The organism is Saccharomonospora azurea NA-128 (assembly GCF_000231055.2).
Taxonomy (GTDB): domain Bacteria; phylum Actinomycetota; class Actinomycetes; order Mycobacteriales; family Pseudonocardiaceae; genus Saccharomonospora; species Saccharomonospora azurea.
In genome coordinates, this window is sequence record NZ_CM001466.1 from 3,886,912 (window position 1) to 3,909,947 (window position 23,036).

A 23,036-nucleotide genomic window follows, 5' to 3' on the forward strand; every position below is an offset into this window, starting at 1 on the left:
GCCGCGGTGGCGCTGCGGACGCTGCTGCCCCACGGCACGCTCCGTGCGCGCCCCGGACTGCCGACCGTGGTCGCGAGCCGCGCCCTGCTCGGCGGCGCGTTCGCGGGGATGGAGGCGTACCTGCCGCTGATCATGTCGCAGGTCCACGGCCACAACGCCGCCGTCGCCGGGCTGCCGCTGACCGTGGCGGCGTTGAGCTGGTCGGCGGGGTCGGCCGTCCAGGGCAGGAAACCGGACTGGAGCAGGGCCGCTCTGCTGCGGGCGGGCTTCGGGCTCGTGGCGGCCGGGCTCGCGCTGTTCTCGCTCGTGGCATGGGGTGGGGCGCCGGCGTGGGTGGCGTTCGCCGCCTCGGCCTGCGGGGGAGCAGGCATGGGGATCGCTACGCCGTCGATCTCGGTGCTCTTGATGCGCCTGTCGCCGGTGGCGGAACGGGGCTTCAACACCTCCGCCATGCAACTCGGCGACTGGATCTCCTCCGCGCTGACGATCGGTGCGGGCGGTGCCTTGCTCGCCGTCCTCGCCGGTGGCGCGAGCGACCCGTCCGGCGCCGTCACCACGCTGGCCCTGGCACTCGCCCTGGTGGCGGTGCTGGGCGTCGTCCTCGCCGGACGAGGGCTGCGCGTGGAGGGGATCGACGGAACCGGGCCCGAGCGGGCCTGACGCCGGGTCCGGCCGGTGCCGACCCGTGCCCGGCCAGTGCCGTCATCGGGGTCGTGGCACGCGACTACCCTTGTCGGTGATGACGTACCTCGACCACGCGGCCACCACGCCGATGGTGCCGGAGGCCCTCGCGGCCATGACCGACGCGCTGTCCACGCTGGGCAACGCCTCGTCGCTGCACTCCTCGGGCCGCCGGGCTCGCCGGACGGTCGAGGAGGCGAGGGAGGCGATCGCCGAGGCCGTCGGTGCGCGCCCGTCGGAGGTGCTGTTCACGGCGGGGGGAACCGAGAGCGACAACCTCGCCGTCAAGGGCATCTTCTGGGCCCGGCGCCGAAGCGACCCGCGGCGCCGCCGCGTGCTCGCGAGCGCCGTCGAACACCATGCGGTGCTCGACGCCGTGCAGTGGCTGGCCGACCACGAGGGTGCCGAGGTGACGTGGCTGGAGGTCGACCAGCACGGCCGCGTGCGGCCGGACGCGCTGCGCGCCGCTGTCGAGGACGACCCCGACGCCGTGGCGCTGGCCACCGTGATGTGGGCGAACAACGAGGTCGGCACGGTGAATCCGGTGCCGGAGCTGGCGGCCGTGTGCGCGGAGTACGGGGTTCCCCTGCACACCGACGCCGTGCAGGCCATGAGCACGGTGGAGGTGGACTTCGCCGCGAGCGGCGCCGCCGCGCTCACCCTCACGGGCCACAAGCTCGGCGGACCCTACGGGGTCGGGGTGCTGCTGCTGCGGCGCGACACGCAGGCCACGCCGCTCCTGCACGGCGGCGGGCAGGAACGCGAGGTGCGGTCGGGCACGCTGGACGTGCCCGGCATCCACGCGCTCGCCACCGCCGTGAGCCTGGCCGTCGAGCGCAGGCCCGACCACGCCGCCCGGCTCGTGAAACTCCGCGACGACCTCGTGGCCGCCGTGCGCGCCGAGGTGCCCGACGTCGTGCTCAACGGTCCGCCGCAGGACGCGGCCGACCGGCTGCCCGGGATCGTGCACCTCACCTTCCCCGGCTGTGCCGGTGACAGCCTGCTGATGTTGCTCGACGCGAAGGGCATCGAGTGCTCCACGGGGTCGGCGTGCACGGCGGGTGTGGCGGAGCCGAGCCACGTGCTGCTCGCGATGGGGGCCGACGCCGCGTCGGCGCGCAGCTCGTTGCGGTTCTCCCTCGGACACACGTCGACAGAGGCCGACGTCGACGCGCTCGCGGCCGAGATCGGCGGGGTGGTGGCCAGGGCCCGCCAGGCGGGGTTGTCCGGCATGCGCAGAACGCGAAGCGATCAGGAGGTGTAGCGGTGCGGGTACTGGCCGCGATGAGCGGGGGAGTGGACTCGGCGGTCGCCGCCGCGCGGGCCGTGGAGGCCGGGCACGACGTGGTCGGGGTCCACCTGGCGCTGTCGGCGAAGCCCGGCACGCTGCGGACGGGGTCGCGGGGCTGCTGCACGATCGAGGACGCCCACGACGCCCGCAGGGCCGCCGACATCCTCGGCATCCCCTTCTACGTCTGGGACTTCGCCGAGCGGTTCACCGAGGAGGTCGTGGAGACCTTCGTCGGCGAGTACGCCGCGGGCCGCACGCCGAACCCGTGCGTGACCTGCAACGAGAAGATCAAGTTCGAGGCGTTGCTGGAGAAGGCCGTGGCGCTGGGCTTCGACGCCGTCTGCACCGGACACTACGCGCGGCTGTCCGTCGTGGACGGTGTGCCGGAGTTGCGCCGCAGCGCCGACGAGGGCAAGGACCAGTCCTACGTGCTCGCGTCGCTCACGCCGGAACAGTTGCGCCACGCGATGTTCCCGCTCGGCGACTCGGTGAAGTCCGACGTCCGCGACGAGGCGGAGCGGCGCGGCCTGCCCGTGGCGCACAAGCCCGACAGCCACGATATCTGCTTCATCCCGGACGGCGACACGAAGTCGTTCCTCGAAAAGCGGCTCGGTCAGCGTCCCGGCGATCTCGTCGACGCCGAGACCGGCGCGGTGCTGGGCAGGCACACGGGCGTGCACGGGTTCACCGTGGGCCAGCGCAAGGGCCTCGGCATCGACGCCCCCGCGCCCGACGGCAGGCCGCGGTACGTGCTGTCGCTCGAACCCGTGTCCGGCACCGTGAAGGTCGGCTCGGCGGGTGACCTCGCGGTGAGCCGCATCGAGGCGGATCGGCCGATCTGGCCGAGCGAGACCCCGCTTCCCGGCCCCACCGAGTGCGTCGCGCAGGTGCGGGCGCACGGCAGCACCGCTCCGGCGGTGGCCGAGGTCGTCGACGGCCGGGTGGTCGTGGAACTGCGGGACACGCTGCGTGGGGTCGCGCCCGGGCAGGTCGTGGTGCTGTACCGGCCGGACGCCGACGGCGGCGACGTGGTGCTGGGCAGCGCGAAGATCGCCGCCACGGCATGAGGTCCGCCGCCCGGCGCGGCGTGTGGCTGCCGCTGGCGGTGCTGGCTCTCGCGGTGCTGGGCGGTGTGGTCGAGACACTTCTCGCGCCCTCCCTCGTGGTGCCGACCGGCCCGCGCGAGGACTTCGGCTGGTTCGCCTACACGCCGGTGTCCGGACCGTATTCGGGGCAAGGCTTCCTGCCCAGCACTGCCTACTCCACGGACGGTGCCGGTCTTCAGACGCTGTCGGCCGCCGAGTACTCGGTGCTGCGGTCCGGCTCCTCCGACGAGTACTGGTGGTGCGCGGCGGCGGTGTGTTTTCTCGTGCTGCTGGCGTGGTACCGCGGGGACCGGCCCTGGTGGCGGGTGGTGACGGTGGCGCTCGTCGCGCCTGCCGTGTTCGCGCTCGGCATCGCGTCGATGGTCGTGGGAGCGACCGACGACGGCATCGGTGCCACGGTGCCGGGACTGCTCGCCGGGCTCGCGGGCATGGCGGGTGCCTGGGCGCGCTGGGGGCAGGGGCGTGGCCGCTGGCTCGGTGTGGCGGCGTGCGCGGCGTTGACGGTGTCGATCGCCGTGGCCGCGCTGTCGGACGTGCTCCCCACGGGCACCGTCGTGCTTTTGGTCGCCGGGGCCACGCTCGCGTGGTTCGTGCGGAGCCCGCTGGTCGCCGTGGCCGCTGCGGTGGCGGGCCTCGTGCCGGCCTGGTCGTCCGACCCGGTACTGCCGGGTGTGGTGGCGGCCGTGGTGCTGGTGCTCGCGGCGATCGCCTCTCGACATCCCCGGCTGCGTCACGTGTAATGACGGGCACACTCTTCGCCCGACCGGAGGACGCCGATGACGCCTGTCCGCTCCAGCACCATTGCCGACCTCCTGCGCCGTAGTGCGGCCCGCCATCCCGACCGTCTCGCCGTGCGGTTCGAGAGTCGGGAGTGGACGTACGCGGAGCTGGACACGGCCGTGACCCGCGCCGCCGCGCACCTGCTCGGTCTCGGGCTGGAGCACGGCGACCGCGTGGCCGCCTACGGCAGGAACTCCGACGCCTTTCTGATCGGGTTCCTCGCGTGCGCGCGGGCGGGTCTCGTGCACGTGCCCGTGAACTACAACCTCACCGGCGAGGAGCTGGCCTACCTGGTGGAGCAGTCCCGCAGCCGGGCGGTGCTCACCGATCCCGCCCTCGCCGAGCAGCTGGCTGCCGCCACGACAGCACCGGAGCACGTGCTGGCGCTGCGCGACGCCGACGGCAGCCTCCTCGACGCCGCCCGCGAGGGCGAGCTTCCCGAGCTGGACGTCGAGGTGTCCGACACCGACCTCGCCCAGCTGCTCTACACCTCTGGCACCACGTCCCGGCCCAAGGGCGCGATGATGACCCACCGGGCGCTGGTGCACGAGTACCTGTCGTGCATCGCGGGTCTCGACCTCACCGCCGACGACGCGCCGCTGCACGTCATGCCGCTCTACCACAGCGCTCAGCTGCATGATTGTCACACCAAAGCACATACCTGACCCAGGCGGTTTCCAGCTCTAACGCGAGGTCCGGACACCGGGCGCGTCCAGGTCGGGTGGGAGACTGTCATCTGGGCGATGAGGTGCCGTAGCAGGTAGCGGCGGCCATATACCGGCAGTATGTCCCAGTCTGCGGCGAGGGACACGGCGGCTTCCACAGGTGGGCGGATGTTGCGGTTGGCGTCGGCTTGGCTGTGGAGTTGGTGGTCCTTGCCGCGGTCATAGGCGACGGCTGCCGTGATACAGGTGAGTTGCTGACACCGCCGCCGGACCGGATCAACAGCAAGGGCGTAGAGGCTGTTGATCCGGTCGTCGACAGCTGGCACTGCTGCCGAAGTCGTGGAATGGTCCTGTGACTGTCGCGGTTCCCACCGAGTCAAAAGAAGAAAGTTATTCCAAACAGTGTATGGAGAGCAGGTAGGGGAAGTCACCGAAGTTGTGGTCGCGGCTGCCTTTGATATCGAGGATCGCGAGCTCCGCGCGGCGGGGTGTCGTGATGTCGGGTTGCAGGCACGCCGGCTTGCCGTCATTGCGCTGGGCGCCGGTGTGATCGATCCAAAACCTACTGTGGAGTGGGTAAGTCTGAGGGGGGCCGTCGGTGCCATCTTCGACGAACACAAAGCTCGTTCCGTCGTCGGAATGCGACACCACGGCTCCTCGGACCAGGCGAGGAAGCGCATCGTCGGTCGGGATGACGGCAGCGATCGCCACCGCGCTACCCACACCGGCAGCCGCGACGCTGATGATTACCCATGCCGGCATGGTGATGGTTTTGCGGAAGAACGGTGACTTGGACTTCCGTTCCGATTCTGACCCGTCGAGCTCGGGCTTGGCGGCGGGCGGCCGTTCTCTGTTGCGAAGGGCCGCGCCGATCAGCACGGCTAGTCCAACTGCCTCGGCCAGCGGCAGAAGTTGCATTCCTGCTTCGTAGAGCTTGCCGAGGACATGCCGGGAGGGCTGAGTCGGAAGGACGAAACCGGCGCCCCAGAGGAGCCACAGGAGGTTCGTGGTGACCAGGATGACGCTCCCGGTGCCGACCAACCACACCGTGGGTCGCGTCAGCTTCCTGGCTGCCAGCAGTGTGAGGACGAGACCCGCGGCCGGGACGAGGGTGATCAACCCCTGCGTGATGAGTGTCGAGTAGTCGGGCTGCATCGGATCTCCACGGTGGCAGGGATTTGGGAAACGTTCACGGGGTGGCCGGATCTGTGTACTCGGTCAGACACTCGTCCAGCCCGGCGAACGAGGAGTGTGATCGCTGCGTGGATTCTACGAACCGAACCCGGGTGGACGTGTCGGCGTAAGTCGATCGGACGAGCTTGCCAGGCGTCACGGTGTCCCTTGGCGATGTCACCACGCACATCGACGGAGCGAACTCGGGTTTCACTGGCGTGGCTGGCATGGCGTGACAAGGAGCCTGCCTGAGCCTGAGTATGTCGGTCACTGAGGTGACCTCTGTGGGAAGGGCTGGAACTTCCCCAGCGCTCGCGCAGGTCTCTTGCAGCTGAGCGAGGCTACCCGGCGAGATCGAGTCGCGTCCGTACCGCATCCACAGGCCGTCGGACAAACGGCCGATTTGGACAGTGTCGGTTCCGTCGAGGACGTGTGGCGAGATCTCATCGAAGGACTGGTCATTGATGTAGCCGAGGTCGACCACCGCCGAGTACTGGTCGAAGGCCATCACTGGCAGAGACCTGCCGGCGACGGCAGTAGGACTGACCGGGCGGATGCCCGCTTGCAGATCGGCCAGTGCGACGGCACGTTCGGCAATGAGCGTGGCTTGGTCGGTACCGACCGGGAACGGCCGTACCAGGATGGCCCAGTCCAACTTCGGTGCATCAAGGTATGTCAGGCGCACCGAGCCCCAGGAGTGACCGATGAAGCCCTTCAAAGTGAGCCCATGGCGCGCGTTGATCGTCTCGATGAGCTTTTGGTAGGTCGGTGCGTCGAAGCCCCACCGCTGGGACGAGTCCGCCAGGCCACAGCGGCTGGCCATGTCCTTGGCGACGGTGTCGACGGTCGCGGATGCCTCGCGGGCGGCGAGGTAGTACCTGCTCTGCGCGTCCTGGCATTCGGTCGACACGGCCTGGGTGACCCAGGGTTCTTCCGGCACCACGATGTTGTACCGACTTTGCAGGGCCGGGAAGGCCGTGAGGAATGCGCTAAGACCCACTTCGCCTGAAAGCACGGAATGACCAGGTCCGCCGAAGTCGAGCACGACGGTGTCGGACGTCTTCTGAGTGGCGGGCAGGTAGGCGTAGCGCCAGATGCGCCCGTCGACCTCGATGTCCGTGCAGGGTTCCTTGGTCTTCTGCGCTTCGCAGGTCAGCCCGTCGAGAGCCGCTTCCTGTGTCGGGATGGGTGCGGGTTCGCCGTTGTCCGTCGTACACGCGGTAACGCTTGTGGCTGCCAGCAAGACCAGGGTTCCGAGGACGGCGCGGACGCCATGGCACCGCCACGGCGTCCGCGTATTCCGGGTAGTCCTCGTAAGAGAACTTCTCACCATCCGCTGTCAGCCTTTGCCCACGCCTCGGTGTTGCACATGGTCGGTGTGCACACTCGAACCTGCATGTAGTTGCGGTCCGCCCAGAACGGCAGAACGTACTGATCCACCGCGTCGTACTTGCCTGCGATGTCCATGTACATCTGTCCGTCACGTACACCGTCGAAGTCGATCGTCATCCGGTTTTGGGTGCCGATGCCAGCGTTGATGTTGAGCCAGTATTTGTCGCAGATGTTGATCGGCATCGTGACCGAACCGGATAACCCGCCCCAAGAGCCACCCACGGTGTAATTGCGGTTGCTGTCACAGGTACTGAGGGAATCGCCGTGGCGAGGCGCCCAGTCGGCCAACTGCTTGATCTTCCCTTCATGGCCCGTCCACGGCCGCGCCGAAACCTCCATGTCGACCGTTTCGGCGGTCACGCCCCAGATGTCTGATGGCGCCGGAGTCCACAGGGCCCAGCGGTTGTAGACGAAGATTGGAGTCTTGTCCAAGCCCCAGGCCTCGTAACAGGACACGATCTTGTGGTCGTAGTCGCTCGAATAGCTCGGGGCGAACCAGCCTGTCGAGCAGCCGTTGTCCTCCAGGTACATGTTGTCGATCCCGAATACCGCTGCGTACCCCGAGCCAGGCTGAGCCTCACGTGTGCGTTCGGTGGGCATTCCGGTGGTGTCGCCGCCGCCCATCTGCAGGCCGATGGCGATATTGTGCGCGTCACTGTTGGCAGTGTCTCTCCGGGAGTAGAGCAACTCGGTGGGTGCTTTGGGGCTGTCCCACACGAGAGTGATCGTCTCATCAGCGGAGTACGGATCCGCCACCTCGGCGACTCGTATCCGGCTCTCGTCGACGAGTCGTCCGTTGCGAGCGGCCTCATCCAGGTGCTGTCTGACTCGCCCATGCGCTTCGGAATCCGCCGATGTCAGCGCGGTGGCCGAGCGGGAGGCCTCCTGTAGGGTCGCTTCGTCAAACCGCTCGATCCGCACCGTGTGCTGCGCGGCATCGACCGGAGTGGCATGGGCAGGCGCCCCTGCCACCAGCAAGCCGGTAATCGTCGAAGCCGCGACTACTGACAACACAGCAACCTCGAGCGATCGGTGAGCGTGGTCTTGAAAAGATCAACACTTCCTCCACGGGCTCGAACTAATGGGGGCACGCATGGCTGCATGCGAGTGCGCGTCGGCGCCCCTGTCCCCCAGCACCTCCCTCAGGTGTTCTCACTGAAAGTAGTGAAGTAAAAGCGAACAGTGTTCCACCATTTGCGTTGAGGGTACACGCTTTCCTGTGATCATTCTCACGGTTGCCGCGTGAGTCAGCTGTATCTCCCTCCTTGCCCGATCGCCTCCCACTGCGACGAGTAGTGCTCTACCTGCTTAAGCACGAACACAACCGCACTCTCACGGAACGCACGTGATACCTCTTCCCGGCTATGATCCACATCCCCACTCAACGAGTGAGTTCTCCAGCAGACCGAGCGGTTCAGTGGCGCTGGTGTCGTGTGTGGGGTGGTCGTGGCGGGGATGCGATCGTTCACCGCGATCGCAGGCAGCGCCCAGCTGCACGTTTTCTTTGATGCCGTGGCTCGCCGTGGGCGCCACCAACACCGTGTTGGAGACACCCGACCCCACGGAGATCCTGCGCAGGCTCGAAGCCGACCGGCACGGCGCCTTCTTCGCCGCGCCCACGCTGTGGGTGGCGCTGGCCAACCACGCCGACTTCGCCCGGCGCGACCTGTCGACGCTGCGCAAGGCCTACTACGGCGCCTCGATCATGCCGGTGCCCGTGCTCGAACGGCTCCGCGAGGCGATGCCGCAGCTCGGCTTCTACAACTGCTTCGGACAGTCGGAGATCGCGCCGCTGGCCACCGTGCTGCGGCCCGAGGAGCACGACGCCCGACCCGACTCGGCCGGCAGGCCCGTGCTGTTCGTGGAGGCCCGGGTCGTCGACCCGGACGGCAACGACGTCGCGCCCGGGGAACTCGGCGAGGTCGTGTACCGGTCGCCGCAGCTCGCCACCGGCTACTGGGACAAGCCGGAGGAGACGGAGGAGGCCTTCCGCGACGGCTGGTTCCACTCGGGCGACCTGGTGCGCCTCGACGAGGAGGGCTACCTCTACGTCGTCGACCGCATCAAGGACGTCATCAACACCGGGGGCGTGCTCGTGGCGTCGCGCGAGGTGGAAGACGCTCTCTACACGCATCCCGGGGTCGCCGAGGTCGCCGTCGTGGGGCTGCCGGACGACCGGTGGATCGAGGCGATCACCGCCGTCGTCGTGCCCAAGGGCGACGTGAGCGCCGACGAACTCCTCGCCCACGCCAAGGCGGCGCTGTCGAACTTCAAGGTGCCCAAGGCGGTGCACTTCGTCGACGACCTGCCCCGCAACGCCTCCGGCAAGATCCTCAAGCGGGAGCTGCGGCAGCGGCTCGCCGTGGGGTGAGGCGCCGCCTCGTCAGCGGAGGGCGAGCAGTGTGCGGGTGAGAACGTCGGGATCGTCGGTGTGGCCGAGCGCTACGACGCGCATGTCGCGGTGCCCGACGTGCCCGGCGGGCACACGCGGGGATCCCGGCCGTCGTCACACCGGGTCGAAGCGGCGGACTCCGTCCTCTCCGGTCTCGACGGTCAACATCTCGCGGGTCACGAGGACGTCCAGGTGCGCGGCCACCTCCAGCACCGCGAGCATCCGGTTGAACGGGTCGAGCTCGTCGAGCGCCCGGGCCCGTCGTGTCCACGTGAGCCGGGACGCGACCTCGTAGGCGGTGTGCGCGCCGTCGGCCACCGTGGCCGCGATCCGGTCGAACCGGCGTTCGTGGTGGTCCAGCAGTTCGTCCACGCGTGCGTGCACGCTGGGGGAGACGGGCCCGTGCGCGGGCAGCATTTGCCGGTCGGGCCGCGCCCGCACCGAGGCCAGCGATGCGAGGAAGTCGCGCAGCGGCAGGGGCGGCGGTGCGGCGTGCAGGCCGATCGACGGCGTGATGTGGGGGAGCACGTGGTCGCCCGTGAACAGCAGCCCGGCGTCGGCGTCGTCGAAGACCACGTGCCCCGCCGTGTGCCCGGGCGTGTGGACCACTTCGAGCGAGCGGCGGCCTCCGGCGGCGGGCGTCCGGCCCGGTTCCAACCAGTCGTCGGGCTGCTCCCAGAGGCTGTCGTCCTGCGCGGGCACCGACCTGAACAGCGCGGCCAGCGCGTCCACCACGGGTGCGCCGCCGGCCTGCCGCAGCAACGCGACCTGGTCGGCCATCGGCATCCGGCCGGGCTCCGACACGGTGTCGAGGGTCGTGCGCTCACCCGCGCCCAGCGCGACGGGTGTGCCGTACTTGCGGCGCAGCTCCACGGCGAGTGAGTAGTGGTCGCGGTGGATGTGCGTGATGAGGAACCGGTCGATGTCCGCGAGTCCCGCGCCGATGCCGGACAGAGCGGACGCCAGCCGGGCGTGCGCCTCGTCGAGCGCCCAGCCGGAGTCCACCAGCGTCAGCGACTCGCCGTCGGTCAGCGCGTAGACGTTGACCGCGCGCAGCCCGTCGTTCGGCATCGGCAGCGGAATCCGGTACACGCCGGGAGCCACGGAGTAGAGGCCCGGTTCGGTCCACGGCCGCGTCCCGTCGTCGAGCGGTTGCATTCCGCCATGAGACCAGGTCGACCGCGAGCCGGGAGTCAGGTGAGACCCACCTCACTGAGCGAGCGCTCAGTCGTCACCGCTTTCGAGCATCAGCCGTTCCAGCTCCCGCCGGAGCAGGCCCATGCGCGCGTCCGCGAGCAGCGGGATCTCCCGCCTGCGCCGCCGGACGGCCCCGAGGTCGATGTCGATGACCGTCAACGACTCCTCCCACCACGGCGCCGTCGCCACGGCCGAACCCCACGGGTCGATCACCCGCGAACCGCCCCAGAACCGCACACCCGCCTCGTCGCCGACGCGGTTGACGAACACCACCCAGCACTGCTGCATGCGGGCCGTGAACGTGAGCAGGTCGTGCCAGTACTCGGCGGGGTCGAACGAGCCGCCCGTCAGCTTCGCGGCACTGTTCGCGGGAACGATGAACAGCTCCGCGCCGTCCTGCGCCGCCAGCCACGGCAGCATCGGCTGCCACGCGTCGTTGCAGATCAGCGTCGCGAACCGGCCCTTCTCGGTGTCGAACGCGCGCAGATGCTGCCCCGGGTTGGCGTGCTTGCGCTCCTCCCAGATCAGGTAGTTCGGCAGGTACAGCTTCCGGTGGTTGTGCACGAGGCGGCCCTGCGAGAGGTACAGCGCCGAGTTGTGCCTGCGGATGCGGCCGTCCTCCAACAGCCCGATCACGACGTCCGGGCCGTGCTTCGACAGCGTGGCGAGGCGCGGGTCGTCGGGCCACAGCGAGATGTCGTCCGCCAACTGTCCCAACGCGTACCCGGTGAGTGACAGCTCCGGAAACACGACCAGATCGGCGTCCTGGGCCGCCGCGTCCTTGACCACCCGTTCGGCATCGGCGAGGTTGCCCTCCACGTCGCCGAGCCGGCAGTCCGTCTGTGCCAGTGCCACTCTCATGCGTTTCACCTCCCCTTTCCGTCCCTTTCCATCACCGTCCCCGAAGGAGCGAACACTGCCGACGGTACGGCAACGCCTCGCCGTCCGGTGCCGGTGATTCGGGTGGTGAGCTGGGCAGACCCCGGAGGTGGCGGCGCGTGCGGGCGGCGGCACAATCGGTGGCGTGAGCAGTGGTCGGACGGGTGAAGCGAAGACACAGCGGTTCTGGCCTCCGGGCGCGGCGACCGGAGTCGGGTCGATGCCCGGTGCCGACGTGAGCGAGTCCGCCGCCGTCGTGTTCGGGGAGCTGCCGGACCTCCCGCACCTTCCCGAGCTGCCCGCGCGGGGCCTCGGCGCGGACCTCGTCGGGCGGTCGGCGGCGCTGCTCGTCGACCTGGCCGTGGAGGCGGTGCCGTCGGGGTACCGGGTCACGACCCGGCCGGGCCGCGACCACCGCCGTGCCCTCGACCTGCTGCGCTGGGACGTCGACGCGGTCACCGAGGCGGCCGAGTCGGCGCGACCGTCGGTCGTGAAGACGCAGATCGCCGGGCCCTGGACCCTCGCCGCGGAGGTGGAGCTGCCGCGCGGACACCGGGTGCTCACCGACCACGGCGCGCTGCGGGACGTCACCGACTCGCTCGTCGAAGGGCTCGCCGCGCACGTCGCACAACTCGCCGACCGCATCGGCGCGCAGGTCGTGGTGCAGCTCGACGAACCGACCCTCCCGGCCGTGCTCGCCGGTGCGTTGTCCACCCCGTCCGGCTACGGCACCGTGCCCGCCGTACCCGAACCGCGGGCGCGCGAACTGCTCACCACGGTGATCGAGGGAGCCAGGGCCGCCACGGGAGGTCCCGTGCTGGTGCACTGCTGCGACCACCGCCCGCCCGTGGGGCTGCTGCACTCCGCGGGGGCGGACGCGATCTCGCTGGACGCGACCCTGCTGAGCAGCGCACCGGGCGCGCTGCTCGACGAGATCGGGCAGGCCTGGGACGACGACGTGACGTTCCTGCTGGGCCTCGTTCCCGGGACCGCTCCCGCGACCCGGCCGGAGTTGAGGGAGCTCGCCCGCCCGGCGTTCGACCTCGTCGACCGGCTGGGTTTCGCGCGCACGACGCTGGCCGAGCGGGCCGTGCCCACCCCCGTCTGCGGGCTGGCCGGTGCGACGCAGGAGTGCGCACGGCGAGCACTGTCGCTGGCCGGAGATCTGGGCAAAGCCTTCGTCGAGCCGATCGAGGGCTGGTAGTAGTGGCGGGCATGCGACTGTTCCGCCGACGACCGCGAACCCGGCACGGCGACGGTGAGGGGGCCGGATCGGCGCCCGATCCCCGCACGCCTTTTCCCGAGTCGCCGGTGCCGTCGAAGCCGGAGGAGGCCGCGGCGGAGTTCTGGCGACACTGGCACGCCGTGCTGCCCGACCTCAGTGCCGCGCTCGGCGAAGGGCATCCGCGGGCGGCCGAGACGCTGCTGTGCGACGCCGTCGCCCGCGTGCACCCGGACCTGCAACTCTCCCTCGAACGCGGCCAGCGGGCCCTGTACGCGCTCGTGGTCAGCGGCCGGGAGGACCCGGCCCTGCGGCCCTACACCGACGCGTGGAAGGCCGCCGCGCCACCCGACGACGCGATCTGGGAGTTCCACGACTCGGTGCCACCCGTGCCCGATCCGGCCGGGGTGACGGTCAACCTCGGGGCCCACCGCATCGCGCTGGCGGACGTGCGGGTGGTCGCCCAGGTCGACGACGCGGACGGCGTGGTCGACGTGGCCGTGCACCACCCGGCCTTCGCCGACCTCGGAGAACCCGAACGCGCCGCGATGACGTTCCTGCCCCTGGAGGCCACACTCGGTGAGCGGGTGGCGGCGCAACGCCTGCGTCGCGTCGAGACCGCGGTCGCACCGCCCGAGGGCACCATCAGCCTCGGTGAACTGCGCGCCCTCGTGCTCGGTCTGCCCGGCAATGTCGGTGGCGCTGACTAGGCTCTTCCACTGTGAGCACTGAGGACCTGGCGACCAACGAGGAGCCGGCGGAGTCGGGCGCCGTCGCGGAGCGCGACCCCGGCGCCACCCGCGAGCAGGACGCGACCGACATCACCGACGTGCCCGCCGACGTGCGGGACAGGCACGCCGCGCTGGTGGAGGAGGTCCGCGGCCACCAGTTCCGCTACTACGTCCTGGACGCGCCCACGGTCTCCGACGCCGAGTTCGACCGGCTGATGCGCGAGCTGGAGGACCTCGAAGCCGAGTATCCGGCGTTGTCCTCTCCCGACTCCCCGACCCAGCAGGTCGGCGGTACGTTCTCCACCGAGTTCAACGCCGTCGACCACCTCGAACGCATGCTCAGCCTCGACAACGCGTTCGAGACCGAGGAGCTCACGGCGTGGCTCGACCGCGTCGAACGGGAGATCGGCGGCAGCACCCGCTACCTCTGCGAGCTCAAGGTCGACGGGCTCGCCGTCAACCTGCTCTACGAGGACGGCAGGCTCACCCGGGCCCTGACCCGCGGTGACGGCCGCACGGGGGAGGACGTCACCCTCAACGTCCGCACGATCCAGGACGTCCCCGACCGGCTCACGTCCACCGACGAGTTCCCGGTGCCGCGGCTCGTGGAGGTGCGGGGTGAGGTGTACTTCCGTCTGGAGGAGTTCGCTGAGCTCAACGCCCAGCTCGTCGAGGCGGGCAAGTCGCCGTTCGCGAACCCGCGCAACGCCGCCGCGGGATCCCTGCGGCAGAAGGACCCCAAGGTCACCCGCACCAGGCCGCTCCGGCTCATCTGCCACGGGCTCGGCAAGCGCGACGGGTTCGACCCCGCGCGCCAGTCCGAGGCCTACGACGCGCTGGCGGCGTGGGGGCTGCCCGTGTCGCCGTACAGCAAGGTGATCGACTCGCGCGAGGAGCTCTTCGAGCACATCCGCTACTGGGGTGAACACCGGCACGACGCCTCCCACGAGATCGACGGCGTGGTGCTCAAGGTCGACGACGTGTCGCTCCAGCGGCGACTCGGCACCACCTCGCGGGCCCCGCGCTGGGCGATCGCCTACAAGTACGCGCCCGAGGAGGCCAACACGACGTTGCTCGACATCCGCGTCAACGTCGGGCGCACCGGCCGGGTCACGCCGTACGCCGTCATGGAGCCGGTGAAGGTCGCCGGATCCACGGTGTCGATGGCGACCCTGCACAACGCCGAGGAGGTCAAGCGCAAGGGCGTCCTCATCGGCGACCGCGTGGTGATTCGCAAGGCGGGCGACGTCATCCCCGAGGTGCTCGGCCCCGTGGTCGACGTGCGCACCGGCGACGAGCGCGAGTTCGTCATGCCCACCCACTGTCCCGAGTGCGGCACCGCGTTGCGCCACCAGAAGGAAGGCGACGTCGACATCCGCTGCCCCAACGCGCGGTCGTGTCCCGCGCAGTTGCGTGAGCGGTTGTTCCACCTGGCGGGCCGGGGCGCGTTCGACATCGAGGTGCTCGGGTACGAGGCGGCGAGCGCGCTGCTCACGGCCGGAGTGATCACCGACGAGGGCGACGTGTTCGACCTCGACGAGGAGAAGCTGCTGCGCGTCGACCTCTTCGTCACCAAGGCGGGCACGCTGTCCGCCAACGGCAGGCGGCTGCTCGACAACCTCGACTCCGCGAAGGACCGTCCGCTGTGGAAGGTCCTGGTGGCGCTCTCGATCCGGCACGTCGGTCCCACGGCGGCGCAGGCGCTCGCCCGGGAGTTCGGGTCGATCGACGCCATCGACGCGGCCGACGAGGAACGGCTCGCCGAGGTCGACGGTGTCGGCCCCACCATCGCGCGCGCCGTGCGGGAGTGGTTCGCCGTCGACTGGCACCGCGAGATCGTGGAGAAGTGGCGGCGCGCGGGCGTGCGGATGGAGGCCGAACGCGACGCGTCCGTGCCGCGGAACCTGGAGGGCCTGTCCATCGTGGTCACCGGGTCGCTCGCGGAGTTCTCCCGCGACGAGGCCAAGGAAGCCATCATGGCGCGTGGCGGCAAGGCCGCGGGTTCGGTGTCGAAGAAGACCGCGTTCGTGGTGGTGGGCGACGCGCCGGGCTCGAAGTACGACAAGGCCGTGCAGCTCAAGGTCCCGGTGCTGGACGAGGACGGCTTCCGCGTCCTGCTGGAGCAAGGCCCCGAGGCGGCCCTGGACGTGGCAGAACGCGCCGACGCCACCGAGTAACAGCGTGTCCGCGTCTGGCGTACGCGTGTCCGCGGTTCACGTACGCGTGTTCGTCGTTCCCGTACGCGTTACCGTCTCTCAGGGAGGAGATCACCGTCGTGAGTGACATCGTCGTGCGCCCGGCTCGCCCGGAGGAGTGGTCCGCCGCCGGGGAGTTGACCGTCGCCGCGTATCGCGCGAACGGCTATCTCGACGACGCCGACGGCAAGGCCTACACGCGATCGTTGCGGGACGCCGCCCGGCGCGCGGAGCACGGGACACTCCTCGTGGCCGTCGCCGCTGACGGGGACCTGGTGGGCACCGCCACGCTCGTGGAGCCCGGGTCGGTGCTGGCCGAGATGTGCGGCGACGGCGAGGCCGAGCTCCGCATGGTGGCCGTGGCTCCGCACGCGCGGAGGCGTGGCGTCGGGGAGGCGTTGACGCGTGCGGCGCTCGACCTCGCCGCCGAACGCGGGGCGACCCGCATGGTCCTGTGCAGCCTCGACATCATGACCACCGCGCACCGGCTGTACGAGCGGCTCGGGTTTCAGCGCGTTCCCGCACGCGACTGGTACACCGACGGGGGACTGCTGCTGGTGGCGTTCACGAAGGAGCTGTGACGCCGAGCGAAGGACTGCGAACCCCGGGCGGTCACGGCCAGTCGCGGGTGTCGCGACGGACGAGCACGGTCACGCACAGTCCGACGGTCGCCACGCCGAGCGCGAGCAGCGCCGCTCCGTCGACACCCAACGCGTCGACGACGTGATCGAGAAGCCGTCTGCTGCGCGACTCCGGGTCCGCCAACACCACGGCGGAGAAGGACAACGCGAGGACCGTGGCCGCGGCGAGGACCCAGCGGCCGAGTCGACCGTCCAATCCCGTCCGGTGCACGACGACCCGGCCCGCGCGCAGGATCCGCCGTACCCGCAGGATCCGGAACGTCCCGGCGGCGAGCAGTAGTCGCAGGACCTGGACGGGCCCGACGACGAACACCACGGCCGGCACGGTGATGCCCACCACGATGAGCTGCGGGCGGTATCGCTGGACGTAGGTCCGGAGGTTGCCGCTCGCCCATAGCAGCGCGAGCGATTCCCCCACGAGGACGGCCAGGGACAGCCAGTTCAGCACGGTGCCGACGACGCCGAGCGTGCCGGGCGTGGTGGCGAGGAAGACGGCCGGGACCGACACGACACTCGCGGCGAGGACGGGGACCGTGAGTCGCTGTTGGACATGGTGCGCGCGGTCGCCGTCACGGGTGGGTCCCGGCATGTCAGGTCGTCCGCGGGCGTGATCGACGTGGGTGTCGACCCGCGTGGCCCGACGCACGGTCGTGGACACCGCATGCGGACGCACGTGCGGGAGGTGCGGACACGCGTACGCCAGACGCGGACACGCGTGCACGAGACGCGGACACGAGTACCTGAGGTGCGGACACGCGTGCGCAGAGTGCGGACACGCCGTCAGGAGTCCAGGACCACTGCCACGATGCCGGCGAGGTGGGCCAGGCGGGCGACCTCGGCGGCGCGGAACATCGGGCCGCCCGGCCTGCCCACGAGCAGCGCTCGGTCGGGCTTGCCCACGGGGGTGGCGGCGAGCTCGGTGCCGAGTTCGCGCCACATCTCGGGGATCCAGGACGCCTCGGCGTCGAGCACGGTGGCCCGCTCCAGCGGCATCCACGGCAGTTCACCCAACGGTGCCTCCGGTGCCGCCGTGGACGACGCGAGCCGGGTGATCTCCCCGTCGTCGGCACGCACCACGAGTGACCACCCGGCGCGCACGATCCGTGGCACGCCGTCGGCGAGCAGGTCGAGGCCGGAACGGGGATTGGCCGCGATCTCCTCCACGAGTTCCAGTTCCCGGTGGGTGTCGAGCACTCCCGCGTAGGGGCGCACCGCGTCCACCTCGACGCCCTCCACGCTCTCGGCCGCGGTGATGAGCGTGTCGGGGAGTCTGCCGGAGGGCAGCTCGACCACCAGGTCGTCGATCGCCACACCGTTGCCGCGTTCGACGACGTCGACACTCAGGATGTCGGCGCCCGCCAGTCCCAGGGCACTCGCCACGGCGCCGAGGGTGCCGGGGCTGTCCGGGAGTTGGACCCGGATCAGGAAAGACAACGTGGACCCCTTTCCTCGGCCAGCGTCCTCACCTTGTCCACTGCTCGTATTCGCCGACCGATGATTGTGACAGTTCCGACCTCGCATGGGTAGTCGCCGTCGCCCGGACCCGAGGCGAGTGATCGGGCCCGTACGCCATAGACTGCCCTGGGAAACACCCGAAATCGACAACACTCGCGTCGAATACGAGAACACCCCGGGAGTCGCCCGCGTGTCGAACATTTCCCGCGACGAGGTCGCGCATTTGGCCAGATTGGCGAGGATGGCCGTCACCGAGGAGGAACTGGACGTCTTCGCGGGCCAGCTCGATCAGATTCTGGACTCGGTGGCGAAGGTGTCCGAGGTCGCCTCGGACGACATCCCGCCGATGTCGCATGCCGTGCCGTTGACGAACACGTTCCGTGAGGACGAGGTTCGGCCGGGCCTCAGCCAGGCCGAGGCGCTGGCGGGCGCACCGGCGGCGGAGGACGGCAGGTTCCGGGTGCCGCGGATTCTTGGGGAAGAGCAGTGACCGATCTGACGAGGCTGTCCGCCGCCGAACTGGCGGAGAAGATCCATTCCCGCGAGGTGTCGTCCGAGGAGGTGACCCGGGCCCACCTGGACCGGATCGCCGAGGTGGACTCCGACATCCACGCGTTCCTCCACGTCGACGCCGACGGCGCGGTCGCGTCCGCTCGCGCGGTGGACGAGGCGCTGGCGAAGGGCGAGAGCCCCGTGTCGGCCATCGCCGGTGTGCCGCTGGCGCTGAAGGACGTGTTCACGACGCGCGGCATGCCCACCACGTGCGGCTCGCGCACGCTGGAGAACTGGGTTCCGCCGTACGACGCCACGGTGACGCGCAAGCTGCGCGAGGCGGGCGTGCCGATCCTCGGCAAGACCAACATGGACGAGTTCGCGATGGGCTCGTCGACGGAGAACTCGGCGTTCGGTCCCACGCGGAACCCCTGGGACCGCGAGCGGGTGCCCGGCGGCTCCGGTGGTGGTTCGTCGGCGTCCATCGCCGCGTACGAGGCGCCGCTGGCCATCGGCACCGACACCGGTGGCTCCATCCGCCAGCCCGCGTCCGTCACCGGCACCGTCGGCGTCAAGCCGACCTACGGCGGCGTCTCGCGGTACGGGCTCGTGGCGTTCTCGTCGTCGCTCGACCAGGCCGGCCCGTGTGCGAGGTCGGTGCTCGACGCGGCGTTGCTGCACGAGGTCATCGGCGGTCACGACCCGCTCGACTCCACGTCGATCGACGCGCCGGTGCCGCCCGTGGTGCAGGCCGCGCGTGAGGGCGCGAACGGCGACCTCACCGGCGTGAAGGTCGGCGTGGTGCGCGAGCTCTCGGGAGAGGGCTACCAGCCCGGCGTGCTGGCGTCGTTCGACGCCGCCGTGGCTCAGCTGCGCGAGCTGGGCGCCGAGATCGTCGAGGTCTCGTGCCCACACTTCACGTACGGCCTGTCGGCGTACTACCTGATCGCGCCGAGCGAGTGCTCGTCCAACCTGGCCCGCTTCGACGCCATGCGGTACGGGCTGCGGGTGTCCGACGACGGGGAGCACAGCGCCGAGGAGGTCATGGCGGCCTCCCGGGAGGCGGGCTTCGGTCCCGAGGTGAAGCGCCGCATCATGCTCGGCACCTACGCGCTGTCGTCGGGCTACTACGACGCCTACTACGGCTCCGCGCAGAAGGTGCGCACCCTGATCGCGCGCGACTTCACGGCCGCGTACGAGCAGGTGGACGTGCTCGTGTCGCCGACGACGCCCACCACGGCGTTCCGTCTCGGCGAGCGCGTGGACGACCCGCTCGCGATGTACCTGGCGGATCTGTGCACCATCCCGGCGAACCTCGCGGGCAACGCGGCGATGAGCGTGCCCAGCGGGCTCTCGGCCGACGACGGCCTGCCGGTCGGGTTGCAGATCATGGCTCCGGCCCTGGCCGACGAGCGACTCTACCGGGTGGGCGCGGCGTACGAGGTCGCCCGCGGCCCGGTGCTGGACAAGATGTCTGAGCTGAAGGGAGCGCCGACGCCGTGACTGCGGTTGCCGACCTGATGGACTACGCCGAGGTCGTCGAGTCGTACGACCCGGTGCTCGGGCTCGAGGTACACGTCGAGCTCAACACGAAGACGAAGATGTTCTGCGGCTGCCCCAACCTGTTCGGCGGTGAGCCGAACACGCACGTGTGCCCCACGTGCCTGGGTATGCCCGGTGCGTTGCCGGTGGTCAACGGCAAGGCGGTGGAGTCGGCGATCCGGATCGGTCTGGCGCTGAACTGCGACATCGCCGATTGGTGCCGGTTCGCCCGGAAGAACTACTTCTATCCGGACATGCCGAAGAACTTCCAGACCTCGCAGTACGACGAGCCCATCGCGTTCGACGGTTACCTCGACGTGGTGCTCGACGACGGTGAGGTCGTGCGCGTGGACATCGAGCGCGCGCACATGGAGGAGGACACCGGCAAGTCGCTGCACGTCGGTGGCGCGACGGGCCGGATCCACGGTGCCGAGCACTCGCTGCTGGACTACAACCGTGCCGGCGTGCCGCTGATCGAGATCGTCACCAAGCCGATCGTGGGCATGGGCGAGCGGGCGCCGGAGGTGGCGCGCGCGTACGTGACGGCGCTGCGCGACCTGCTGCGGGCCATGGACGTCTCGGACGTGCGCATGGACCAGGGTTCCCTGCGGTGCGACGCCAACGTGTCGCTGATGCCGAAGGGCGCGACCGAGTTCGGCACGCGCACCGAGACGAAGAACGTCAACTCGCTGCGCAGTGTCGAGCGCGCGGTGCGCTACGAGATGACGCGGCAGGCGGCCGTGCTCGCCTCGGGTGGCAGCGTGCTGCAGGAGACCCGCCACTTCCAGGAGGCGGACGGCACCACGGCGTCGGGCCGCGTCAAGGAGACCGCGGAGGACTATCGGTACTTCCCGGAGCCCGACCTGGTGCCCATCGCGCCGTCGCGGGAGTGGGTCGAGGAGCTGCGCACGACGCTGCCGGAGCTGCCGTGGGAGCGCCGCAAGCGCATCCAGGAGGAGTGGAACCTCACCGACGAGGAACTCCGCGACCTCATCAACACGGGGGCGGCCGATCTGGTGGCGGCGACGGTCGAGGCCGGTGCCAAGCCGAACGAGGCGCGCAGCTGGTGGGTGCAGTACCTGACCCAGCAGGCGAACCTGCGTGAGGTGGAGCTCGCCGACCTGCCGATCACGCCGAAGCAGGTGGCCCGCGTGATCGAGCTGGTCAACTCCGGTGAGCTGACCAACAAGCTGGCCCGCGAGGTCGTGCAGGGTGTGCTGAGTGGTGAGGGCGAGCCCGACGACGTCGTGGAGAAGCGCGGTCTCAAGGTCGTGTCCGACGACTCCGCGCTGATCACCGCGGTCGACGAGGCGCTGGCCGCGCAGCCCGACGTGGCGGAGAAGATCCGTGGCGGCAAGGTGCAGGCCGCGGGCGCGATCGTGGGCGCGGTGATGAAGGCGACGAAGGGGCAGGCCGACGCCAAGCGCGTCCGCGAGCTCGTCCTGGAGAGGGTCGGCGCCTGACCGTGTCGACGCGCGACCGTCGGGAACCGGGATGGTCGCCCGCTCGGGTGTCGTGGCGGGAGTGGCTCGGCCTCGCGGCCGGGCTGCTCGCCGTCGGATCGTTGTTCCTGTCGTGGACGAACCTGGGTGCCGATCATCCCGAGGTGAGTGCCGCACTGGCGGAGCTGCCGGACGAGGACGTGCATCGCTCGGTGTGGCGGGCGACGTTCTTCGGGTGGCTCGCTCCGCTGCTGATCGCGGTCGCCGGAGTGTGCGTGGTGCTGTTCGGGCAGCGCCGCGCCCTGCGGACCGCCGGACTGCCGCAGCTGTGGTTGGTGGCCGCGGCGGTGGGGGCGGTCGCCACGGTGCTCGCGTGGGTGTTCGTCGACTGGCAGTTCGGCACCGAGCAGCGCGAGTTCCTGACCGTGAGCGGCGTGGAGTTCCAGGCCGGGCCGGGACGGTACCTGGGCGCCGCGGCGGTGCTGGGGTCGCTTGTGGCGGCCGTGTTGGACGTGCGGGCGGCGGTCAGTCGCGGCCCGAGCCGGAAGAGGGCTGGCGCACAATGAGGACCACGCGGTCGTCGCTGGACACCGGTTCGCCGCCGTCCTTGTTGACCGTTCCCGCGACGGCGACGTCCCCCGTCACCTGAGCGAGGCTGCCGATCCGCCCGTACGAGGCGCCGTTCTCGCCGTCGAGGGTCGGCTGCGGATCCCCGCCGACGGACCCGTCTTCCGTCAACGGCAGGTTCTGCACGTTGCCGGCCTCGGACGTGGCCACGGCGAGCATGTCGGTCCAGTCGGCACACCCGCTGACGCCGGGGCGGTCCTTCCACGTCCACGCGGGCACCGAGAGTGGTTCGCCCGCCTCCACCCGGTAGACCGCGTCGTGCTGTTCCGCCTGGTCGGTGACCCACAACCGTCCGCCGTCGGTCGTGCTGCACAGACCACCGGGAGAGCGCAGGCCGTGGGCGTACACCGGCGAGTCCGCCTGCGGGTTGCCCTCCGCGGGCTTGCCGGAAGTGTCGATGCGCAGCACCTTGCCCGCGAGCGAGCCGGGGTCGGCGGTGGCACTCGGCGTGCCGGCATCGCCGGTGGCCACGAGCAGGGCACCGTCGGTGCCCGGAAGCAACGCACCCCGGTTGTGGGTCGGGCCCTTCGGGATGCCGGTGAGGACGGGCTTGGGTGACTGCCCCTGGGAGAACCGCACCACCCGGTTGTCGCTCGCGGTGGTGACGTAGGCGTAGACGAGGCCGTCCTCCGCGTAGGTGGGCGACAGCGCGAGACCGGTGAGCCCGCCGTCGCCTGTGGCCTCGACGTCCAGCGTCGCGATCTCCTGCGGTTCCCCGTCGGTGCCGACGAGGAACACACGCCCGCTGCGCCGCTCGCCCGCCAACGCGCTGACCGAGGACCCGTCGGAGGGCAGGGGGGCCACGGCCGACACGGTGTCGAGGCACGTGGCGATGACGGCCTTGTCGTAGTCGGTGCACCCCTCGGGTGGAGGGACCGACGTCTCCGAGCTCGGTGGGCTGCCGGGGCCGGGACTGTCGTCCATCTCGGGCAGCTCCGGCTGCGGCGCGGCCTCCGCGGTGAGCTCGGGAGCGTCCCGCCAGTCGGTGGCAGCGGTGGAGTCGTCGAACTCGGCACAGCCCGCGGGCACGACGGCGACGGCCGCCAGCACCGCGGCAGGCCATGAGCGTCTCGGACCCCTGCGCACGCCAGCCAGCCTAAGGCGCGTGAGGTGAACCTCGGGTAAGTGGGTCC

General features: G+C 70.4%; 20 protein-coding genes and 2 pseudogenes. 14 read left to right on the forward strand and 8 right to left on the reverse strand.

All coding sequences use genetic code 11. From position 1 onward, the window contains the following. From SACAZDRAFT_RS17890 to SACAZDRAFT_RS17910, 5 genes and pseudogenes are all read left to right on the forward strand, one after another. Window positions 1–660: MFS transporter (locus tag SACAZDRAFT_RS17890; RefSeq protein WP_005444040.1), on the forward strand; the 660-nt coding region annotated here is incomplete at its 5' end. A gap of 79 nt (window positions 661–739) precedes the next feature. Next, on the forward strand, window positions 740–1,945 hold the full coding sequence (locus SACAZDRAFT_RS17895; RefSeq protein ID WP_005444041.1) for a cysteine desulfurase family protein: 1,206 nt from the start codon (window positions 740–742) through the stop codon (window positions 1,943–1,945). A gap of 2 nt (window positions 1,946–1,947) precedes the next feature. Continuing rightward, the gene (mnmA, locus tag SACAZDRAFT_RS17900) at window positions 1,948–3,039 is read left to right on the forward strand and encodes a tRNA 2-thiouridine(34) synthase MnmA (RefSeq protein ID WP_005444042.1); all 1,092 of its coding nucleotides are present in this window, start codon (window positions 1,948–1,950) and stop codon (window positions 3,037–3,039) included. Then, on the forward strand, window positions 3,036–3,818 hold the full coding sequence (locus tag SACAZDRAFT_RS17905; RefSeq protein WP_005444043.1) for a hypothetical protein: 783 nt from the start codon (window positions 3,036–3,038) through the stop codon (window positions 3,816–3,818). Before mnmA ends, SACAZDRAFT_RS17905 begins: the two co-directional genes overlap by 4 nt. A 36-nt stretch (window positions 3,819–3,854) precedes the next feature. Next, window positions 3,855–4,496: pseudogene (locus SACAZDRAFT_RS17910) on the forward strand (AMP-binding protein); the annotation flags it as partial. Window positions 4,497–4,913: 417 nt separating this feature from the next. Here the strand turns inward: SACAZDRAFT_RS17910 and SACAZDRAFT_RS17915 are convergent. From SACAZDRAFT_RS17915 to SACAZDRAFT_RS17925, 3 genes are all read right to left on the reverse strand, one after another. Next, window positions 4,914–5,678, reverse strand: a complete 765-nt coding sequence (locus tag SACAZDRAFT_RS17915) for a hypothetical protein (RefSeq protein WP_005444044.1) — start codon at window positions 5,676–5,678, stop codon at window positions 4,914–4,916. Between the two features lie 34 nt (window positions 5,679–5,712). Then, window positions 5,713–6,939 carry a hypothetical protein gene (locus SACAZDRAFT_RS17920; RefSeq protein ID WP_040927809.1) on the reverse strand — a complete coding sequence of 409 codons (1,227 nt, stop codon included), beginning with the start codon at window positions 6,937–6,939 and terminating at the stop codon, window positions 5,713–5,715. Between the two features lie 83 nt (window positions 6,940–7,022). After that, window positions 7,023–8,066: a hypothetical protein gene (locus SACAZDRAFT_RS17925; protein WP_157607041.1), complete on the reverse strand. Its 1,044-nt coding sequence runs from the start codon at window positions 8,064–8,066 to the stop codon at window positions 7,023–7,025. 504 nt (window positions 8,067–8,570) lie between these two features. On the opposite strand from SACAZDRAFT_RS17925, the pseudogene SACAZDRAFT_RS17930 reads away from it, so the two are divergent. Then, window positions 8,571–9,459: pseudogene (locus SACAZDRAFT_RS17930) on the forward strand (AMP-binding protein); the annotation flags it as partial. Window positions 9,460–9,594: 135 nt separating this feature from the next. On the opposite strand, the gene SACAZDRAFT_RS17935 reads toward SACAZDRAFT_RS17930, so the two are convergent. Together SACAZDRAFT_RS17935 and SACAZDRAFT_RS17940 are read right to left on the reverse strand one after the other, a co-directional pair. Beyond that, window positions 9,595–10,638 carry an MBL fold metallo-hydrolase gene (locus SACAZDRAFT_RS17935; RefSeq protein ID WP_005444047.1) on the reverse strand — a complete coding sequence of 348 codons (1,044 nt, stop codon included), beginning with the start codon at window positions 10,636–10,638 and terminating at the stop codon, window positions 9,595–9,597. Between the two features lie 66 nt (window positions 10,639–10,704). Beyond that, the gene (locus SACAZDRAFT_RS17940; RefSeq protein ID WP_005444048.1) at window positions 10,705–11,538 is read right to left on the reverse strand and encodes a nitrilase-related carbon-nitrogen hydrolase; all 834 of its coding nucleotides are present in this window, start codon (window positions 11,536–11,538) and stop codon (window positions 10,705–10,707) included. A 238-nt stretch (window positions 11,539–11,776) separates the two neighbouring features. Here SACAZDRAFT_RS17940 and SACAZDRAFT_RS17945 point away from each other — a divergent pair, with 238 nt between their 5' ends. From SACAZDRAFT_RS17945 to SACAZDRAFT_RS17960, 4 genes are all read left to right on the forward strand, one after another. Continuing rightward, window positions 11,777–12,760 (forward strand): uroporphyrinogen decarboxylase/cobalamine-independent methonine synthase family protein, encoded by a 984-nt coding sequence (locus SACAZDRAFT_RS17945; RefSeq protein ID WP_050983517.1) that lies wholly within the window; start codon window positions 11,777–11,779, stop codon window positions 12,758–12,760. A gap of 11 nt (window positions 12,761–12,771) precedes the next feature. Then, complete coding sequence (locus tag SACAZDRAFT_RS17950; RefSeq protein ID WP_408638052.1) at window positions 12,772–13,488, forward strand: hypothetical protein; 717 nt, start codon at window positions 12,772–12,774, stop codon at window positions 13,486–13,488. A gap of 26 nt (window positions 13,489–13,514) precedes the next feature. Next, a complete protein-coding gene (ligA, locus tag SACAZDRAFT_RS17955) occupies window positions 13,515–15,686 on the forward strand; it encodes an NAD-dependent DNA ligase LigA (protein WP_408638070.1) in 2,172 nt (723 codons plus the stop codon). A gap of 98 nt (window positions 15,687–15,784) precedes the next feature. Next, complete coding sequence (locus SACAZDRAFT_RS17960) at window positions 15,785–16,285, forward strand: GNAT family N-acetyltransferase (RefSeq protein WP_005444055.1); 501 nt, start codon at window positions 15,785–15,787, stop codon at window positions 16,283–16,285. A gap of 31 nt (window positions 16,286–16,316) precedes the next feature. Here SACAZDRAFT_RS17960 and SACAZDRAFT_RS17965 read toward each other — a convergent pair whose 3' ends face one another. Next, window positions 16,317–16,934 carry a hypothetical protein gene (locus tag SACAZDRAFT_RS17965; RefSeq protein ID WP_005444056.1) on the reverse strand — a complete coding sequence of 206 codons (618 nt, stop codon included), beginning with the start codon at window positions 16,932–16,934 and terminating at the stop codon, window positions 16,317–16,319. A 191-nt stretch (window positions 16,935–17,125) separates the two neighbouring features. Beyond that, window positions 17,126–17,779 (reverse strand): ACT domain-containing protein, encoded by a 654-nt coding sequence (locus SACAZDRAFT_RS17970; RefSeq protein ID WP_005444057.1) that lies wholly within the window; start codon window positions 17,777–17,779, stop codon window positions 17,126–17,128. 211 nt (window positions 17,780–17,990) lie between these two features. Here SACAZDRAFT_RS17970 and gatC point away from each other — a divergent pair, with 211 nt between their 5' ends. Genes gatC through SACAZDRAFT_RS17990 form a run of 4 tightly spaced genes read left to right on the forward strand, consistent with a single transcriptional unit; the run spans window position 17,991 to window position 21,842 of the window. Further along, a complete protein-coding gene (gatC, locus tag SACAZDRAFT_RS17975; protein ID WP_005444059.1) occupies window positions 17,991–18,290 on the forward strand; it encodes an Asp-tRNA(Asn)/Glu-tRNA(Gln) amidotransferase subunit GatC in 300 nt (99 codons plus the stop codon). Then, entirely contained in the window at window positions 18,287–19,795 is a 1,509-nt protein-coding gene (gatA, locus tag SACAZDRAFT_RS17980) for an Asp-tRNA(Asn)/Glu-tRNA(Gln) amidotransferase subunit GatA (RefSeq protein WP_005444060.1), read from the forward strand. The genes gatC and gatA overlap by 4 nt, the downstream gene beginning before the upstream one ends. Continuing rightward, window positions 19,792–21,297 carry an Asp-tRNA(Asn)/Glu-tRNA(Gln) amidotransferase subunit GatB gene (gene gatB, locus SACAZDRAFT_RS17985; RefSeq protein ID WP_005444061.1) on the forward strand — a complete coding sequence of 502 codons (1,506 nt, stop codon included), beginning with the start codon at window positions 19,792–19,794 and terminating at the stop codon, window positions 21,295–21,297. Before gatA ends, gatB begins: the two co-directional genes overlap by 4 nt. A 2-nt stretch (window positions 21,298–21,299) precedes the next feature. Beyond that, on the forward strand, window positions 21,300–21,842 hold the full coding sequence (locus SACAZDRAFT_RS17990; RefSeq protein ID WP_005444062.1) for a hypothetical protein: 543 nt from the start codon (window positions 21,300–21,302) through the stop codon (window positions 21,840–21,842). Here SACAZDRAFT_RS17990 and SACAZDRAFT_RS17995 read toward each other — a convergent pair. Next, window positions 21,802–22,989, reverse strand: coding sequence for a PQQ-dependent sugar dehydrogenase (locus tag SACAZDRAFT_RS17995; protein ID WP_040927811.1), 1,188 nt, complete (start codon window positions 22,987–22,989; stop codon window positions 21,802–21,804). The genes SACAZDRAFT_RS17990 and SACAZDRAFT_RS17995 overlap by 41 nt on opposite strands. Window positions 22,990–23,036: the final 47 nt, after the last annotated feature.